Genomic DNA, 18211 nt, shown 5'->3' with positions numbered 1-18211 from the left:
ACCACGAAGGACAAGCACACCAGCCGCCACCGGCAAGGCGAAGCACACCCACGACAACCAACCAAAACCCGACACATCAACCCCCTACAGAATTGACAAAAACATAGGAACACCCCCTAGCAATCTCCAATGGACCGATAGCTTCCTTCGAGGTTATGTTGCCGCATTGCTAGGCTTTCGCATTTGTGCAATCCTTTATTAAAACCAACCCCTATCCCCGTAACACACCCCGGACCCATCCTTCACCCATCCCGCTGCGATTTCAGCAGTTGAGGTATCAACACGTTACAAGCCCCTCCATAGCCTGCAAAGGTACCATCGGCAACAATCTCGATAATCACACCCAATCACCCTATTCATATCAATAATCTCTTGTTCCAAGAAAACAATCATGCACCATATTCATAACACCTAAATATTTACCTATAAATCCACCGAACAAAAAGAAACTATAACATCAACACACTAAACAAGTCGAAGTCGGGAATAGGTATCATATTGACGAGCCCCACCCCTGTAGATTACATATCTACTATCACGAAAGCTCCGTCGCAAATATGCAAACGGAGCTTTCACTATTCTTAGAAATAAATATTGCCGCAGTAGGATCAGGCGATGGCGGCGTCGGCCTTGGCGCGGCGCTCGGCGAGCGCGGCGCGGATGGCCGGCTCGTTCTTCTCGAAGCGGCGGTAGAGCAGCATGATTGCGATGACGACCGCGTAGACGATGACCGGCAGCCAGATGAAGCAGAACTGGATGGCGCCGAGCGCTTCGGCGGTCTGCTTGGCGTTGGCGACGTAGCCGGCGGCGGCCATGATCTTGGAGGGGATCAGGTTGCCGAGGCCGGAGCCGAACTGGATGCAGAAGGAGGCGCCGACGGCGGACAGCAGGCCGGACGCGCGGATGCCGTTCTTGTATTCGCCGTAGTCGACGGTGTCGGCGAGCATGGCGAACGGCATGGCGAGCGCCATGGCGGCGCCGAGGATGGAAATGGCCCAGAACACGACGAACAGGGCGAAGCTGTGGGAGGCGGTGAGCAGCAGGAGCTGGCCGACGATGGCCATGACCATGCCGAGAATCATGGTGTCGGTCTTGCCGGCCTTGCCGAGCTTCTTGGAGATGTTCGGGATGAGGAACGTGGTGATGAGGCCGAGGATCTGCATGCCGTTGAGGACGGTGGCGAGGTTCTCGTTGTTCAGGTTGTACTTGGCGTAGTACACGGCGACGGACATGCGGTCCTCCTGGGCGATCCAGAAGATCACGAAGGCGACGATGAGGATGATCCACGGCCAGTTGCCCTTGATGGCGTGCAGGCTCTCCTTGAACGGCAGCGGGTTCTGGGTCTTCGGATCGTAGTTGTGCTCCTTGATGTTGCGGAACGCGAAGAGCAGGAGGGCGATGGCGATGACGCCGTAGACGGCGAAGGTGAACATGAAGCCGACCTTCTGGTTCGTCTGGCCGGTGATGGCCTTGCCGGCCCAGTTGACCAGCGGGATGGTGCACACGGCGGTGATGAACGTGCCGAGCAGGCCGCCGGACAGGCGGAAGGTGTTGGCCTTGACGCGTTCGGCCGGATCCGGCGTGAGGTTGGACAGGATGGCGGTGATCGGCGTCTGGATGCCGGTGTAGACAAGGCCGGCGGCGAGGATGTAGGTGACGGTCGCGTAGATGACCTTGCCCATCGGCGGCAGGTCGGGGGCGGTGAATGCGAGGAACACGGTGATGGCGAACGGCACGCACATCCACAGGAAGAACGGGCGGGACTGGCCCCACTTGGTCTTGGTGTGGTCGACGATGGAACCCCAGACGGGGGCGCTGATGCAGTCGCCGATGCGGGCGATCAGCAGAATCCAGCCGGCGGCCGCGGCGGTGATGCCGAACACGTCGGTGTAGAAGAACATGATGTACGTGCCGAGCGACGAATACAGCAGGTTGCCCGCCATATCGGTGCTCATGTACGAGACCTTCTCCTTGAGGGGCAGGACGCCGTTGAAGCCGGTCTCCGTCTCGTCGCTTCCCACGGTCGCGCCCGCCGCACGGGGCTCGGACACCGTTGCGCTGAATGCCATGGCTCATCCTCTCTGAATGCTGCGCGAATGTTCGCATCGTGTTCGCATCTGTGTTCGCATCTGTGATGCTCGCGTTCGCTTCTATGCCGTGATTGTCGGCTGTTGTTTGTTGGCGTGAAGAATATTCACGCGACGAGCCCACGAAAACCCATGAAAAAACGGCTTCTTCACATTTCCATCATCATTGTTATGGAATATATACCAGAAAACGGCCGATTATAACGCTTTCACAACGGTATGGTAACGATGCCATAACGAAATCACCCTATGGAAAACGCCCTATATTCCATTATATGGGTAAATTCCTCTCACATAATGGAATATAGGGCGTTTGGCGGGGTTCGGACCGTCCGGCGGCACCGGTCAGTTCTGCCAGTAGTATCCGAAGAAATCGGCGATCTTGTCGGTCGCGTCCTTGAGCACCTCGATGCGCGGCAGGTAGACGATGCGGAAGTGGTCGGGCTCGGCCCAGTTGAAGCCGCCGCCGCGCGTGATGAGGATGCGCTTCTCGTGCAGCAGGTCGAGCGCGAACTGCTCGTCGTCGTGGATGTTGAACCGTTTCACGTCGATCTTCGGGAAGATGTAGAACGCGGCCTTCGGCTTGACGGCGGAGAGTCCGGGGATCGCGTTGATCGCGTTGTAGATGTATTCGCGCTGCTCGTAGAGACGGCCTCCGGGCACGACGTAGTCGTTGACGCTCTGGTGGCCGCCGAGCGCGGTCTGCACGATGGACTGGGCGGGCACGTTCGAGCAGATGCGCATGTTCGCGAGCATGTTGATGCCCTCGATGTAGTCCCGGGCGATGCGCTTGTTGCCGGACAGCACCATCCAGCCGACGCGGTAGCCGGCGATCATGTGCGACTTCGACAGGCCGGAGAAGGTGACGCAGAACAGGTCGGGGGCGAGCGAGGCGATCGAGGTGTGCGTCAGGCCGTCCATGACGAGGCGATCGTAGATCTCGTCGGAGAAGATCATGAGGTGGTGCTCGCGCGCGAGGTCCACGATCTGCTGCAGCACCTCCTTCGGATAGAGCGCGCCGGTCGGGTTGTTCGGGTTGATGAGCACGATGGCGACGGTGCGGTCGGTGATCTTGGCGCGCATGTCGTCGATGTCCGGATACCATTCGGACTGTTCGTCGCAGACGTAGTGGACGGCGGTGCCGCCGGCGAGGTTCACGCAGGCGGTCCACAACGGGTAGTCGGGGCTCGGGATGAGCACCTCGTCGCCGTCGTCGAGCAGCGCGGACATGCACAGGTTGATGAGCTCGCTCACGCCGTTGCCGGTGTAGATGTCGTCGATGGTGACGTTCGGCAGGTTCTTGAGCTGCGCGTACTGCATGATCGCCTTGCGTGCGGAGAACAGGCCCTTGGACGGCGAATAGCCTTCGGTCTCGGTGAGCTGGTGGGCCATGTCGTAGACGACCTCGTCCGGCGTGCGGAAGCCGAACGGCGCCGGGTTGCCGATGTTGAGCTTGAGGATGTGCGTGCCGTCGGCCTCCATGCGGGCCGCCTCGTCGACGACGGGGCCGCGCACGTCGTAGAGCACGTTGTCGAGCTTGTGCGACTTGCCGAAGGTGCGTCGGCGCGGAGTCGCCGGCTCGGGGGCCTCGTCCCCATCCGTCGTAGCGGGAGCCGTGGCGGACGCTTCCCCGTCCGAGGCCGCGGCGCCGGCGGACGGCGTGGCCTCGCCCGTCGTCGTGCCGCGCACGCCCCTGAGCCAGTCCGCATCCACGTTGAGTTCGGCGGCGAGGAATTCGAGGATGTCCTCGCGCGGCATGGTCTTGCCGGCGACGTACTGGCTGATGTGGCTCTTGCCCATCCTCACGCCGCGGGCCTCGGCGGCGCGCACCAGATCGACCTGCTTCAGCCCCCTGTCGTTCATCGCCTCGTGAAGTCGTTCCGCGAACACCGCTGTGGACATGTCTTCCTCCAAACCATGAAGTTCAATATCCGTATTGAACATTGGTTCATAACCTAGAGGGAGTTCAAGACAAGTTCAATTCCGATCGCATCGCATATCATATGCCGGACATGCCCGCCGCCGTCAGATTGAACTTTCCGTTTCCCGCCCGATCCGCGCGCGGGGTCATAGCAGATGCGTCTCGATCCACTGGGCGACACCGTCCTCGTCGTTGGACGGGCAGATCTCGTCCGCGATGGCGAGGACCCTGGGATTGGAGTTCGCGACGGCGACGGAGCGGCCGGCGGACCGCATCATGTCGATGTCCACGAGATCGTCGCCGAAGGCGACGGCGTGTTCCGGGACGACGCCCATGCGCTCGCACAGGATGCCCAGCGCGTCGCGCTTGTTCGCCTTCGGGTTCATGAACATGTACAACGTGCCTTCGGAGACGGACAGCGCGAAATCGTCGGGGATCAGGCGGCGAATCGCCTCGCGCTGCTCCCCCTTCGGGAACGCGATGATCTTGTCGGCGACACCCGCGGGAACGTCCGTCTCGGTGAAGTCGGTGAACCGCCAGGTCTGGGTCTTCCAGTAGACGCTGACGTCGAAGTTCGTGTACCTCACGTCGTCCATGACGATGCCGACCTCGAGATCGGGCATCGCGTCGAGGAGGGACCGGCACACCTCGCAGGCGCGGGACGACGGGAATCCGATCTTCATGAGATGCCCGTCGGCGGGCATACGGCCCGAGGTGAGCATGTCGTAGTCGGATTTCGCGGGCTCGAAGTCGATGAGCGCGCCGTTCAGATAGATGCAGGCGTCGACCGGCAGCCGCTCCGCGAGGGCGTAGCCGGTGCTCACGGGCCTGGCCGTGGCGATGGCGAACCGGTACCCGGCGTCATGCAGGCGTTCGACGGCATCGATGGACCGTTCGGTGAGGTGTCGCCCCTCGAAGGTGGGGGCGCCGTGCAGCAGCGTGCCGTCGAGGTCGGCGACGACGAGCCGGGATTCCGGCGGGACGTGCGCGGCCGGGATCACAGCAGTCCCTCGCAGTAGGAGCGGACGAGCTCGGCGGAGTGGTGGAGCTTCGCGTGCTCCTCCTCGGTGAGTTCGAGTTCGACGATCTCGTTGGCGCCGTTGGCGCGCAATTCGGTGGGCACGCCGAGGAACACGTCGTGCTCGCCGTATTCGCCGTCGAGCAGCGTGGAGACGGGTACGATGCGCCGCTCGTCCCACAGGATCGTCTGCACGATGCCGGCGACGGTGGAGGCGATGCCGAAGTTGGTGCCGCCCTTCGCGGCGACGATCTCGTTGCCGCGCATGCGCGTCTTGCGCTCGATCTCGGCGGTGGAGACGGAGGCGAAACGGCTCTGGTTGTCGGCCAGGAACTTGGCGAACGGCTTGCCGCCGAGCGAGACGGTGGACCATGCGGCGAACTGGGAGTCGCCGTGCTCGCCCATGACGAACCCTCCCACGTTGCGCGGGTCGAGTCCGGTCTCCTCGCCGATGATGGTCTTGAGACGGGAGGTATCGAGCGCGGTGCCGGTGCCGAGCACCTGCGTGCGCGGCAGACCGGAACGCTTCCACGCGTACCAGGCCATCACGTCGACCGGGTTGGAGACCATGACGATCACGCCGTCGAAGCCGGAGGCCATGACATGGTCGACGACGTCGCCGACGAGGCCGACGGTGAAGCCGAGTTCGGCGAGACGGGTCGAGTTGGCCGGCGGCTTGCGCCCCACGGTGACGACGACGATGTCCGCGTCGCGGCAGTCGGCGTAGTCGCCGGTGCGCACCTTGACGTGACGGTCCTGGAATTCGCTGCCGTCGTCGAGATCGTGGCTCTCCCCCGCCGCCTTGGCGGCGAAATGGTCGATGAGCACGAGCTCGTTGCACAGTCCGTGCGTGACGATGGCGAACGCGGCGGTGGCTCCCACCTGTCCGGTGCCGACGATGACGACCTTGTTGCGGTTCATGGTGACCATGATGATGTCCCTTCGATGGTTCGGCGGCTCCCGGTTCCGGCGCGGAACCCGCCATAACGAACGCGACCCATGGCCGACTGGCGGTCATGGGTCATACGATCACGGACGGATTACGTGTCAGATGAGGTTGAACTTGGTCATCAGGCCGAGGGCGATGATGATGGCCACCCAAATCAGGGCGATGATGACGGTCCAGCGGTTCAGGTTCTTCTCGGCGACGCCGGACGTGCCCGCGTTCTGGGTGAGGCCGCCGCCGAACATGTCGGACAGGCCGCCGCCCTTGCCCTTGTGCATGAGGATGAGCAGGGTCAGCAGGCAGCTGAGCACGACGACGACGATTTCGAGGGCGATTTTCAGAGCGGTCACGAGTGGATTACCTCCGGTTCGGTATAAGTCTGCGCTCCAGCATAGCGCAATGTCTTGAAAAAGGTGGAGACCCGGGCGGTTTCACCGGGTGGCTTTGGCGGTGAGCCGGCAGATGCGGGTCAGCTCGTCGACGTCGAGCGCCGCGCCGCCGATGAGGAAGCCGTCCACGTCGGGCTCGCCGATGAGTTCGACCGCGTTCTTCGAGGAGACGGAGCCGCCGTAGAGGATGCGGACGGTGTCCGCCACGGTGTCCCCGAACGTGGCCCTGAGATCGTCGCGGATGGCCTGGGCCGCGTACTGCGCGGACTCCGGCGTGGCGACCATGCCGGTGCCGATGGCCCACACGGGCTCGTAGGCGATGATGAGCTTCGCCGCCTCGGCCTCGTTGAGGTCGCGGGTGACGTCGTGCACCTGGCCGACGGCGAAGTCGAGCTCGATGCCCTGGCGGCGCTCCTCGAAGCTCTCGCCGACGCACAGGATCGGCTGCATGCCGGCGGCGAGGACGGCCCTCACCTGGTCGACGATGTTGGCGTCGTCCTCGGGATGGTATTTGCGGCGCTCCGAATGGCCGATGATCACGTACGAGCATCCGAGGTGCGCGATCATGTCGGCGGAGATGTCGCCGGTGAACGCCCCCTGGTCGGTGACGGACACGGACTGCGCGCCGTAGCGGATCTTGAGCTTGTCGGCCTCGACAAGCACCTCCACGCTGCGCAGCGAGGTGAACGAGGGGAACAGGGCGACCTCCACCCTGCGGAAGTCGAAGTGGGCGTCACGCAGCTGCCATGCGAACTTCTGCACGAAATACGTTGCCTCGAGATGGTCGAAGTTCATTTTCCAGTTGCCCGCGACCAGCGGGACGCGTTCGGACGCCATGGATCCCTTCCTAGAAATACGTGAGAAATACGCGATACGTGAGAGACACGCGAAACGGGTGCGTATGGGGTGCGATGAGAAGCGTGTGCGGGGCGAAACGGCATGGCTCCCCACGCCACGACGGGACGTGGACGCGGGGAGCCGATGCGGAACCGATGTCAGGCGAGCACCTTCAGGCCCGGCAGCTCCTTGCCCTCGAGGAACTCGAGGGAGGCACCGCCGCCGGTGGAGATGTGCGAGAAGCCGTCCTCCGGGAAGCCGAGGTTGCGCACCGCGGAGGCGGAGTCGCCGCCGCCGACGATGGTGAACGCGCCGGCCGCGGTCGCGTCGACCAGGCCCTGCGCGACGGCCTTGGTGCCGGCCGCGAACTCCGGGATCTCGAAGACGCCCATCGGGCCGTTCCACACGACGGTCTTGGAGTCGACGATCTTGTCGTGGAACAGCTTCTGGGACTCCGGGCCGATGTCGAGGCCCATCTTGTCGGCCGGGATGGCGTCGGCGGCGACGACCTCCGGGGCGACCGGGGTGTCACCGGCCGGGAAGCCGGCGTTCACGACGATGTCGGTCGGCAGCACGAGCTCGACGCCGTTCTTCTCGGCGGTCTCGATGTAGCCCTTGACCTTGTCGAGCTGATCCTCTTCGAGCAGGGAGGTGCCGACCTCGTAGCCCTTGGCCTTGAGGAAGGTGAACACCATGCCGCCGCCGATGACGAGGCGGTTGGCCTTGTCGAGCAGGTTCTCGATGACGCCGAGCTTGTCGGAGACCTTGGAGCCGCCGAGCACGACGGTGAACGGGCGCTCCGGGTTCTCGGTGGCCTTGGACAGAGCCTTGACCTCCTTCTCGACCAGCAGGCCGGCGGCGGCCGGCAGATCGGCGGCCACGTCGTAGTTGGAGCCCTGGGCGCGGTGGACGACGCCGAAGCCGTCGGAGACGAAGACGTCGCCGAGGGCGGCGATCTTCTTGGCGTACGGGGCGCGCACAGCCGGATCCTTGCTGGTCTCCTCCGGGTTGAAGCGGACGTTCTGCAGCAGGACGACGTCGCCGTCATTCATCGCGGCGACCTTGGCCTGGGCGTCCTCGCCGTAGGTGTCGGCGGCCAGCGGCACGTCGACGCCGAGCAGCTCGCCGAGACGGGCGGCGACCGGGGCCAGGGACAGCTCCGGGACGACCTTGCCCTTCGGACGGCCGAGGTGGGCCATCAGGATGACCTTCGCGCCTCCCTCGCGCAGGGCCTTGATCGTCGGCAGGGCGGCCTTGATGCGGCCGTCGTCGGTGATCGTGGTGCCGTCCAGCGGGACGTTGAAATCGGCGCGGACCAGGACGCGCTTGCCCTTGAGGTCTCCGAGATCCTTGAGTGTCTTCATGAATATCCTTTCCTAACCGCTTGCGCGGGAAAGTGGCGGTTTCTTGCCACTTCGCATAATACAACAGGCCCGCCGTCCGGGCGGGCCTGACACAGGAATTTTTGGAACGTATCGCCGAATCGTTATGAAAACGTTCAGGAACGCGACTTGGCGGTCTTCTCCGCGAGCTGGAGCAGACGGCGGATGCGTCCGGCGATGGCGTCCTTGGAGATCGGCGGCTCGGCGAGACGGCCGAGCTCCTCCAGGCTGGCGTCGCCGTGCTCGAGGCGCAGCTGGCCGGCGGCGCGCAGGTTGTCCGGCACGTCCACGCCGGCGGCGTCGAACAGTTCGAACGCCTTGCGCACCTTGTCGCACGCCTCGGCCGCGGCCTTGGCGGAGCGGCGCATGTTCGCGTCGTCGAAGTTGGCGAGGCGGTTCGCCTTGGAGCGGGTCTCGCCGTCCGAGCGCTTGCCCGTCCAGTCGCGGGCGGAGCGCATGGCGCCCATCGAGTTGAGCATGCGTTCGATGGAGTCCGGATCGGTGAGCGTCACGCGATAGGATTTGCTGAGCTGGCGCGGCTTGGCGGTGATGCCGAGTCGCCGGGCGAGGCCGGCCAAGGCCATCGCGGCCTCGTTGCACGGGCAGATGATCTCCATGTACGGGTTCTTGCCCAGGTCGGACAGGATGCCCTTGGCCATGAAGGCGCCGCGCCATGCGGCGCGCACCTGGGCGATCTTGCCCTGCACGATCTTGACGGGCAGGCCGCGCACGGCCTTGTTGCGGTCGATGAGGCCGGTGGCCACGGCCAGGTTCACCGCGCCGCGCTCCACCTTGACCACATGGTACTGGTGGGAGCCCTTCGGCGTCGTCCTCGTGGAGCTGATGAGCTTGGCCTCGAGGTTGTACAGGTCCTCGATGTTGTCGCGCAGCCACTGGGCCGCGACCAGGGAATCGAAGGTGGCGAGCATGACGATCTGCTTCTGGGCGTTGTTCATGAAGCCGCCGGCGAAGCGGATCATGGCGGTGACCTGCGCCTTCCTGGCGTCCGCCTTCTCGTCCTCAAGCGCCGCGAGCTCGCTTTTCACATCATCCAGAAGAGCCAAGAGCCAACCTCCTAAGTCTCGTCCCTCTCAATGGTTTCAGGGGTTCGGGTCTGCAAGCGGGGACTCTTCCCCGCCGTCCGCCGAATCTGTGATACCGACCATCTTGGACAACAGTCGCGCCGTTTTCACTTTTTCGCGGCCGACGTCTCGACATGTGGTCAGCGCCGCGACGGGCGCGTTCACCGGCGTCTGCGCTGTTCGCGGGCGGAAACGGTGACATCCAGCCCGTGTGAGCGCAAACGTTTCGCCAGGGCCTCGCTCATGGCGACCGACCGGTGCTGGCCGCCCGTGCAGCCCACCGCGATCGTCACGAAATGCTTGTCCTCGCGCGCGTATCCGTCGATGGCGACGAGCAGCGCCTTCTCGTAGGCGTCGAGGAATTCGGACGCCCCCTTGCTGTTCAGCACGTAGTCGGCGACGGGCTTGTCCCATCCGGTCAGCTCGCGCAGGCTGGGCACCCAGAACGGGTTGGGCAGGAACCTCACGTCGGCCACGAAGTCCGCGTCGGTGGGGGTGCCGTATTTGAACCCGAAGCTGAAGATGTGCACGGAGACCGTCCTGGGGCCGGATCCGACCATCGCCTCGTACAGTTTGGTGGACAGCTGGTGGATGCTCAGCGCGGAGGTGTCGATGACCATGTCCGCGCGCTCCTTGAGGTTCGCGAGCAGCGCTCGCTCCTCGTTGATGCCGTCGATGAGGCGGTTGCCGTGCTGGAGCGGATGGGGTCTGCGCACCTTCTCGTAGCGGGTGACGAGCACGTCGTCGCTGGCGTCGAGGAACAGGATGCGGGTGTGCACGCCGAGGTCGTCGAGATGGCTGAGCACCTCGTTGAGGTCGTCGAAGTATTCGCGCGACCTCACGTCGATGACGGCGGCGAGCTTGTGCACGCCCTTGCCGTCGCCGGCGTTGGTCATCATGTCGACGAGCGGGACGAGCAGCTTGGGCGGCATGTTGTCGACCACGTACCAGCCCATGTCCTCCACGCAGTCGGCGGCGTGCGAGCGCCCCGCACCGGACATGCCGGTGATGAGCAGCACCTCGAAGCCGTTGGCGGGCGCGGGCTCGTCGTCGTGCGTGGCACCGGCCGCCGCAGCGGCGTTCATCGCGTCATGGTCCTCCATCACAGCGCCTCCTCCAACGCCTTTCTCATGGCGATCTCCAGATGGTCGTCGTCGACGGTGACGTCCTGCAGGCGGCGGTCGGCGTCGGACGGCGGATCGTCGTCCCAGATGCCCGTCATGAGCAGCACCTGGATGAGCGCCTGGTACAGGAGCATCTCCTCGCCGCCGATCGCGTGGCCGCCGTGGGAGCGCCATGCCTGCATGAGCTTCGTGGGACGCGGGTCGTAGACCACGTCGAGCAGCATGCCGCCGAACGCGTCGCCGGTGCGGTCGAGCGTTTCGGCGAGACCGTCCGCGGCATGCCCGGGAATCGTGTTGATCACGTAGTCGGATTCACGGGCGGCGGCGGTCACCCCGTCCGCGTCGGACAGGTCAATCTCGTCGTAGGGACGGCCTTCGACGCCGCGGAACGCCTTCGCGGCGGAGTCCAGTCCGAGGTCGCGGCCGGGATGGCGCGCGGCGATGGTGATGCGTTCGACGCCCGGCAGCATCAGGCAGGCCGCCGCGGCCGACGTGGCGGTGTTGCCGTTGCCGACGATGAGCGCGCGGCGTCCCGTCCGTCCGTCGCGATGCACGCCGAGTTCCCGGTCGGCGTGGTCGAAGGCCAGCTGGATGCCGACCACGTCGGTGTTGTAGAGCCTGATCGCCGGCTTCCCGTGGGGCCATGCGGGATCGTCGTGGGTGGCCTCGTCCCAGTCGAACACCGCCGTGTTGGCGACGTTGAGCTCCCGCGCCCACACGTTGCGGGGCGTGCCGTACGGCTGGATGGTCTTCTTGAGCGGCATCGTCAGGCTGAGTCCCCGCCACGTGGGGTCGAGCCCCTTGAGGAACCCGTCGAGGTCCTCCTCCCCCACCTCGTGCCTGTCGTACGTCCAGTCGTCGAGTCCGAGCGAACGGTACGCCGCGTTGTGCAGCACGGGCGACAGCGAATGCGAGATGGGTTTGCCGAGCACCGCGCACCGATTGGCGATCGTCATGCTTCCCTCCTTGCCTTCCCGGTTCTCCCGACCATCCTACTCGGGCCGTCCGGACCGCGGTCGGAAGCCGTCTGCTCATGGCCGGCGCGTGCCGGGGCCGCCGACGGTGCCGACCGTATCGCCGGTGCCGCCGGCGCCGTCCGCACCGTCCGCGTGCAGGGCGTCGTAGATGGCCTGCGCCTTGGCATGGCCTATCCCCTTGACCTGCTCCAGCTCCTCGACGCCGACGCCGCGCATCGCCTTGACCGAACCGAACCGCGCGAGCAGCCGTTTCTGGTAGGCGGGTCCCACGCCGGGGATGCCGTCGAGGGCGCTGCGCAACGCCCCCTTGCGTCTCGTCTGCCGGTGGTAGGTGATGGCGAAGCGGTGCGATTCGTCGCGCACGCGCTGCAGCAGGTACATGCCCTCGGATTGGCGTTTGAGGATGATTGGGTAGTCGTCGTCCGGCACCCACACCTCTTCGAGCCGTTTGGCGAGCCCGCATACGGCCACGTCGTCGACGCCGCAGTCGGCGAGCGCCTTCGCGGCGGCCATGGCCTGCGGCCTGCCGCCGTCGACGACGACGAGGTTCGGCTTGTAGGCGAACCGGTGCCGGTCCGTGTTCTGCTGGACCGTGTCCTTCTTCGTTCCGTCGTCTTCCGCGACCGTGCCGCTTCGGGCGTCGGCGCGCGCGTCCGTCGCCGTCTTCGCGCGTCGTTCCGCCTCGATGCTCTCGCCGGAGTCGCCGGCGATGTTGCCGTGACGGAAGCGCCGCGTCAGCGTCTCGTAGAGGGCGCTCAGGTCGTCGAGCGCGCCTTGGCCGTCCTTGCCGCGGATGGCGAAGCGCCGGTATTCGCTTTTCTTGGCGACGGCGTCCTCGAACACGACCATGGAGGCCACCTGGAAGGCCCCGCCGACCGTGTTGGAGATGTCGTAGCATTCGATGCGCAGCGGGGCTTCGGCGAGGCCCAGCGCGTCGGCGACCTCGTTCATGGCGCGGGTACGTGCGCCGATGTCGGCGATGCGGCTCATCTTGGCGCGGGCCAGCGCCTGCGCGGCGTTGTCGTTCGCCCGGTCCATGAGCTGCCGCTTGTCGCCTCTGCCGGCGACGCGGATCGTGACCGCGCCGCCGCGCAGTCCGGTCAGCCAGGTTTCGAGCTCCTCGCGCCGGGACGGTTCGAGTTCGATGGGCGTGATGACCTCGCGGGGCACCGGGGCGATGGGGGCGAGCAGGTCGGCGCGTCCGGTGATCTCCTGTCGCGCGTTGCGTTCGCGCGTCGCCCGCGCGCGGGACGCCGCGTCGGTCGCGGTCACGCGCTGCGTGGACCCGATGGCGTCGCGCCGTTCCTCGACCTTCGCCGTCGCGTTCCCGGCCGCGGCGTCGTTCCGCGCGTCCGAGTAGACGCGCACGAGCAGGTCGGCCATGAGATCGGCGTCGTCGGCGTCGTCGACGCGTTCGACGCTCCAGTTGCGTTCGCCGCGGATCGTGCCGGCGCGCACGTGGAACGCGTGCACGGAGGCTTCGATCTCGTCGGTGGCGAAGCCGAACACGTCGGCGTCGACCTGGTCGTCGAGCACGACCGCGTTCTGTTGGACGACGGTGGAGAGCATGGCGATTTCGTCGCGCAGACGCGCCGCTTTCTCGAATTCGAGGTCGGCGCTGGCGGCCTTCATGTCGCGGGTGAGCTGCGCGATGTACGACTTGCCGAGTCTGCCGGTCATCACGCCGACGAGCCGTTCGCACATGCGCCGGTGCTCCTTCGCGTCGATGCGGCCGACGCACGGCGCGGAGCATTTGCCGATGGAGGCGAGCAGGCAGGGGCGTCCCGTGAGTTCGGCCTTGCGGTAGACGCCGTCGGCGCAGGTGCGCACGGGGAAGGTGCGCAGGAGCCGGTCGAGTCCGTGGCGCAGATCCCATACCTTCGCGTAAGGGCCGAAGTAGCGGGTGTCGCGGCGTTTGCGGCTGCGCGTCACCCACACGCGCGGCACCGTCTCGCCGACGGAGACCGCAAGGTACGGGTAGGTCTTGTCGTCGCGGAACTGCACGTTGAACCGGGGGTCGAACTCCTTGATCCACGTGTATTCGAGGGTGAGCGATTCGAGTTCGGTGCCGACGACGGTCCATTCGAGGCTGCGGGCGGTGAGCACCATGGTCTGCGTGCGCGGGTGCAGCAGGTGCAGCGGCTGGAAGTAGTTGGCGAGCCTGTTGCGCAGGTTCTTCGCCTTGCCGACGTAGATGACGCGGCCTTCGCCGTCGCGCCATTTGTACACGCCGGGTTCGGCGGGGATGTCCGAGGATTTCGGTCGGAACAGGTCGCGCGAGTCGCCGAGCAGCGGCGCCCCGTTGCGGTTCGTCTTCGCCGTCGTGCCGTCGGCGTCGGACGCGCCGTCCGTCGCCTCCCCGCGCAACGCGTCGGCCGTCCGTCGCCATACCTCGGGCGAGTGCCGTTCGATGTCGTTGGTCACGGCGTCGCCTTTCAGAGCATGCCTTTGAGGAAGCGGCCGGTCCACGACGCCTCGCATTGCGCCACCTGTTCGGGCGTGCCCTGCGTGACGACGGTGCCGCCGCCGTCGCCGCCCTCGGGCCCGAGGTCGATGATCCAGTCGGCCGACTTGACCACGTCGAGGTTGTGCTCGATGACGATGACCGTGTTGCCCTTGTCGACGAGCCCCTGCAGCACCTTGAGCAGTTTGTTCACGTCCTCGAAGTGCAGGCCGGTGGTCGGCTCGTCGAGGATGTACACGGTCTTGCCGTCGGACCTGCGCTGCAGTTCGGTGGCGAGCTTGACGCGCTGGGATTCGCCGCCGGAGAGCGTCGGGGCGGGCTGGCCGAGGCGGATGTAGCCGAGGCCGACGTCCACGAGGGTCTTGAGGTACCGGGAGATGCCGGTGTACGCCTTGAAGAAGTCGGCGGCCTCCTCGATGGGCATGTCGAGGATGTCGGAGACGGTCTTGCCGTTGTACTTCACCTCGAGGGTCTCGCGGTTGTAGCGTTTGCCGTGGCAGGTCTCGCATTCCACGTACACGTCGGGCAGGAAGTTCATCTCGATCTTGAGCGTGCCGTCGCCGTGGCACGCTTCGCAACGGCCGCCCTTCACGTTGAAGGAGAAACGGCCGGGCCCGTAGCCGCGCACCTGCGCCTCGGGCGTCTTGGCGAACAGTGCGCGGATCTTGTCCCACACGCCCGTGTAGGTGGCGGGGTTGGAGCGCGGCGTGCGCCCGATCGGGTTCTGGTCGACGTGGATGACTTTCCTGACCTGGTCGAGCCCTTCGACGCGGCGGTGCTTGCCGGGCACGATGCGCGCGCCGTTGAGCTTGTCGGCGAGGACCGGGTAGAGGATCGTGTTGACGAGCGAGGATTTGCCGGATCCGGAGACGCCGGTGACGACGGTGAACACGCCGAGCGGGAAGCTCACGTCGATGTTCTTGAGGTTGTTCTCGCGCGCGCCGACGACCTTGAGCTGGGCGGTCCTCCTCACCTTGCGGCGGTGTTCGGGCACGGCGATCTCGCGGCGGTGGGCGATGTAGTCGCCGGTGATCGAGCGTTTCGCCTCGACGAGATGCTTCGCGGGCCCCGAGTAGACGACCTCGCCGCCGTGCTCGCCGGCGCCGGGGCCGATGTCGACGAGCCAGTCGGCCTCGCGGATTGTGTCCTCGTCGTGTTCGACGACGATGAGCGTGTTGCCGAGGTCGCGCAGATGGTGGAGCGTCTCGATGAGACGCGCGTTGTCGCGCTGGTGCAGGCCGATGGACGGCTCGTCGAGCACGTACATGACGCCGACGAGGCCGGAGCCGATCTGCGTGGCGAGACGGATGCGCTGCGCCTCGCCGCCGGACAGGGTGGCGGCGGCGCGCGACAGGGTGAGGTAGTCGAGGCCGACGTCGTTGAGGAAGCCGAGGCGGGCGCGGATCTCCTTGAGCACCTCGCCGGCGATCTTCGCGTCCGCGCCTTCGAGCTTGAGCCCGTTGACCCAGGCGAGCCCGCGCACGACGGGCATGTCGCACACGTCGAAGATGGACAGGCCGCCGACGGTGACGGCCAGCACCTCGGGCTTGAGACGCCTGCCGTGGCACACCTGGCAGGGCACTTCGCGCATGTACGACTCGTAGTACTCCCTCATCGACTGCGAGTCGGTCTCCTCGTGCTTGCGCATGAGCGAACGCACCACGCCTTCGAAGCCGGTGGAGTATTCCCTGAGACGGCCCCAACGGTTGCGGTAGGAGACGTCGACCTTGAACTCGTGGCCGTAGAGGATGTCGTGGCGCACGTCGGCGGGCAGGTCCTTCCACGGGGTGCGCATCGAGAAGCCCATCTCGCGGGCGAGGCCTTCGAGCAGATGGCCATAGTACTGGGCGGTCATCTTCGTGTTGCTCCACGGTTCGATGACGCCGTCGGCGAGCGACTTGTCCGGGTCTGCGATGACGAGCTCCGGGTCGATCTCGAGCTTGAAGCCGAGACCGGTGCAGGCGGGGCATGCGCCGTAGGGCGCGTTGAAGGAGAAGGTGCGCGGCTCGATCTCGTCGAGTTCGAGCACGTGCCCGTTCGGACAGCTGCGGTGTTCGGAGAACGGCCGACGGCGGGCGGGGCTTCCCTCCTCCTCGTCGACGAAGTCGATGACGATGGAGCCGTTGGCGAGCTTCAGCGCCGTCTCGACCGAGTCGGTGAGCCGCTGGCGCATGCCGTCCTTGACGACGAGACGGTCGACGACGACCTCAATGGTGTGCTTCTTCTGCTTGGCGAGCGTGATGTCATCGGACAGCTGCCGCATCTCCCCATCGATGAGCGCGCGGGCGTAGCCGTCGGAGCGCAGCAGTTCGAGCATGTCGACGAATTCGCCCTTGCGGCCTTTGACGACGGGCGCGAGGATCTGGAAGCGGGTGCGTTCCGGATAGTCCATGAGCGCGTCGACGATCTGCTGCGGGGTCTGCGAGGCGACGGGTTCGCCGCATTCGGGGCAGTGCGGCACGCCGGTGCGCGCGAACAGGAGGCGCAGGTAGTCGTAGATCTCGGTGATGGTGCCGACGGTGGAGCGCGGGTTGCGGTTCGTGGTCTTCTGGTCGATGGACACGGCGGGGCTCAGGCCTTCGATGAAGTCGACGTCCGGCTTGTCCATCTGACCGAGGAACTGGCGCGCGTACGCGGACAGCGATTCGACGTAGCGGCGCTGGCCCTCGGCGAACAGGGTGTCGAACGCGAGCGAGGATTTGCCCGAACCGGACAGGCCGGTGAACACGACCATGCGATTGCGCGGGATCGCGAGGTCCACGTTCTTGAGGTTGTGCTCGCGCGCGCCCTGGATGGTGATCTTGAGGTCGTTGGGGATGTGCGAGATGTCCGCCACGAGCGAACCGTCGTGCTCGACGAGCGGCGCCTTGCGGATCTCGCGCGTGAGGAACGAATCGCTGGTCATCACCTTCTCGACGACGACCTCGCCGTTCCTGCCGCCCGTCGTCTTCCGTTTCGTCGCCACGATCCCCGCCTTCCGTCAGTCGCCGCGGCACGCGTCCGGCCGCGGATTTTCCGCACCCAGAATACCCGAAACCCCGACGCATATCGAACACCTGTTCGACGGCGTGTCTCCTTCCGAATAGAAGCGAATCAAATCATCGGCACATCGAACGGTGCAGTGTCACGCACGGCTATGCCCTTCTGGCTGTCGACATACGGCTGCAACACAGCGATTACCGCGGGAAGCTCCCGCTTGACCGCATGATACAGTCGTCCGAAATCAAGCTCGTCATAGTCATGGACGATCCAATCCCGGGTGCCGGCGATGGCCCTCCACTCGGTCTCCGGCTCGCTTTCGCGGAACCCTCTCGACAGACCTTTGACATGCTCTCCCACCCGGGCCACCGCCATCGCGACCGCGTTCTGGGTCTTGTCGTCGTCATGGAATTCTTCAAGGCTCATATCACCGAGAAAACGCTGGGCGTCCTTCATGGCACGCATGATGGCGACGATGTGTATCATGTCGCGTTCGCCGACGACTCCCATACCACGCCCCTTTCTATCGTCATTCACCGTGAGCGGGCCTACACGATTCTGAACATGGGTTTCGAGGTGATGCTGTTGGCGAACAGCACGCGCTGAAGCTCCTTCAATCCGTCATGCTGCGGATCGGTCACATAGGCCTTACGAACCAAATCGACGTCCCTGCCGAATGCGTGCTCCAGCTCGTCACGCAACGCGATGAGATCTATCTGCGGATTGGCATCCGGTGCGAACTGGTAGATGAAATCGATGTCCGAATCGGCTTTCCCCTCACCGCGAGCCATCGAGCCGAACAGATACAGCTCGGAGACCCGGTTCCTCACCGCAATCGGCCGGGCGACCGAGGCAATCCGACCCGGAGTGAGATCGGCCCGTTCCATATGATGCCCCGAAACCTTCGACGAGGCATCGTCAGCTGCTTTCACATGTTCGGAAACACCCATCATCCGCGTCATCCCAGCACCTCCCGTTCGATTCCCGTATTCCGGAAGCCCGTTT

14 protein-coding genes are annotated in these 18211 nt (G+C 65.3%); all 14 read right to left on the bottom strand.

The window, feature by feature from the left end; all coding sequences use genetic code 11:
* Positions 1-608 precede the first annotated feature (608 nt).
* The 14 genes from AC1AYN_RS08540 to AC1AYN_RS08475 all read right to left on the bottom strand — a co-directional run bounded on the left by AC1AYN_RS08540 (position 609) and on the right by AC1AYN_RS08475 (position 18168).
* Complete coding sequence (locus tag AC1AYN_RS08540; protein WP_476532929.1) at positions 609-2069, bottom strand: glycoside-pentoside-hexuronide (GPH):cation symporter; 1461 nt, start codon at positions 2067-2069, stop codon at positions 609-611.
* A gap of 363 nt (positions 2070-2432) precedes the next feature.
* Positions 2433-3989: an aminotransferase class I/II-fold pyridoxal phosphate-dependent enzyme gene (locus tag AC1AYN_RS08535; RefSeq protein WP_476532928.1), complete on the bottom strand. Its 1557-nt coding sequence runs from the start codon at positions 3987-3989 to the stop codon at positions 2433-2435.
* A gap of 165 nt (positions 3990-4154) precedes the next feature.
* On the bottom strand, positions 4155-5009 hold the full coding sequence (locus AC1AYN_RS08530; RefSeq protein WP_476532927.1) for an HAD family hydrolase: 855 nt from the start codon (positions 5007-5009) through the stop codon (positions 4155-4157).
* Complete coding sequence (locus AC1AYN_RS08525) at positions 5006-5956, bottom strand: L-lactate dehydrogenase (RefSeq protein WP_476502365.1); 951 nt, start codon at positions 5954-5956, stop codon at positions 5006-5008. Before AC1AYN_RS08525 ends, AC1AYN_RS08530 begins: the two co-directional genes overlap by 4 nt.
* A 117-nt stretch (positions 5957-6073) precedes the next feature.
* Complete coding sequence (secG, locus tag AC1AYN_RS08520; RefSeq protein ID WP_476502364.1) at positions 6074-6322, bottom strand: preprotein translocase subunit SecG; 249 nt, start codon at positions 6320-6322, stop codon at positions 6074-6076.
* Between the two features lie 81 nt (positions 6323-6403).
* A complete protein-coding gene (tpiA, locus tag AC1AYN_RS08515; protein ID WP_476502363.1) occupies positions 6404-7198 on the bottom strand; it encodes a triose-phosphate isomerase in 795 nt (264 codons plus the stop codon).
* Between the two features lie 158 nt (positions 7199-7356).
* The gene (locus AC1AYN_RS08510; protein ID WP_476532926.1) at positions 7357-8562 is read right to left on the bottom strand and encodes a phosphoglycerate kinase; all 1206 of its coding nucleotides are present in this window, start codon (positions 8560-8562) and stop codon (positions 7357-7359) included.
* A gap of 134 nt (positions 8563-8696) precedes the next feature.
* On the bottom strand, positions 8697-9644 hold the full coding sequence (whiA, locus tag AC1AYN_RS08505) for a DNA-binding protein WhiA (protein WP_476502361.1): 948 nt from the start codon (positions 9642-9644) through the stop codon (positions 8697-8699).
* A 179-nt stretch (positions 9645-9823) separates the two neighbouring features.
* Positions 9824-10747 carry an RNase adapter RapZ gene (gene rapZ, locus AC1AYN_RS08500; protein ID WP_476532964.1) on the bottom strand — a complete coding sequence of 308 codons (924 nt, stop codon included), beginning with the start codon at positions 10745-10747 and terminating at the stop codon, positions 9824-9826.
* A gap of 17 nt (positions 10748-10764) precedes the next feature.
* Positions 10765-11736, bottom strand: a complete 972-nt coding sequence (locus AC1AYN_RS08495) for a shikimate dehydrogenase family protein (protein WP_476532963.1) — start codon at positions 11734-11736, stop codon at positions 10765-10767.
* An 81-nt stretch (positions 11737-11817) separates the two neighbouring features.
* Complete coding sequence (gene uvrC / locus AC1AYN_RS08490) at positions 11818-14187, bottom strand: excinuclease ABC subunit UvrC (protein WP_476532925.1); 2370 nt, start codon at positions 14185-14187, stop codon at positions 11818-11820.
* Between the two features lie 11 nt (positions 14188-14198).
* Positions 14199-17132, bottom strand: coding sequence for an excinuclease ABC subunit UvrA (uvrA, locus tag AC1AYN_RS08485; RefSeq protein WP_476532962.1), 2934 nt, complete (start codon positions 17130-17132; stop codon positions 14199-14201).
* A gap of 188 nt (positions 17133-17320) precedes the next feature.
* Positions 17321-17716, bottom strand: a complete 396-nt coding sequence (locus AC1AYN_RS08480) for a HepT-like ribonuclease domain-containing protein (protein WP_476532924.1) — start codon at positions 17714-17716, stop codon at positions 17321-17323.
* 38 nt (positions 17717-17754) lie between these two features.
* On the bottom strand, positions 17755-18168 hold the full coding sequence (locus AC1AYN_RS08475) for a nucleotidyltransferase family protein (protein WP_476532923.1): 414 nt from the start codon (positions 18166-18168) through the stop codon (positions 17755-17757).
* Between the last annotated feature and the right edge of the window lie 43 nt (positions 18169-18211).

It is taken from the genome of Bifidobacterium sp. LH_413 (genome assembly GCF_056357015.1).
Note: the sequence above shows the minus strand (reverse complement) of the source record. Positions and strands in the feature narration are given on the sequence as shown.

Excerpts from the sequence above, each read along its gene's own strand:
- AC1AYN_RS08540 (WP_476532929.1), bottom strand. The coding sequence starts at position 2,069 with ATGGCATTCAGCGCAACGGTGTCCGAGCCCCGTGCGGCGGGCGCGACC.
- AC1AYN_RS08535 (WP_476532928.1), bottom strand. The coding sequence starts at position 3,989 with ATGTCCACAGCGGTGTTCGCGGAACGACTTCACGAGGCGATGAACGAC.
- AC1AYN_RS08525 (WP_476502365.1), bottom strand. The coding sequence starts at position 5,956 with ATGGTCACCATGAACCGCAACAAGGTCGTCATCGTCGGCACCGGACAG.
- tpiA (WP_476502363.1), bottom strand. The coding sequence starts at position 7,198 with ATGGCGTCCGAACGCGTCCCGCTGGTCGCGGGCAACTGGAAAATGAAC.
- AC1AYN_RS08510 (WP_476532926.1), bottom strand. The coding sequence starts at position 8,562 with ATGAAGACACTCAAGGATCTCGGAGACCTCAAGGGCAAGCGCGTCCTG.
- rapZ (WP_476532964.1), bottom strand. The coding sequence starts at position 10,747 with ATGAACGCCGCTGCGGCGGCCGGTGCCACGCACGACGACGAGCCCGCG.
- uvrA (WP_476532962.1), bottom strand. The coding sequence starts at position 17,132 with ATGACCAGCGATTCGTTCCTCACGCGCGAGATCCGCAAGGCGCCGCTC.
- AC1AYN_RS08480 (WP_476532924.1), bottom strand. The coding sequence starts at position 17,716 with ATGGGAGTCGTCGGCGAACGCGACATGATACACATCGTCGCCATCATG.
- AC1AYN_RS08475 (WP_476532923.1), bottom strand. The coding sequence starts at position 18,168 with ATGACGCGGATGATGGGTGTTTCCGAACATGTGAAAGCAGCTGACGAT.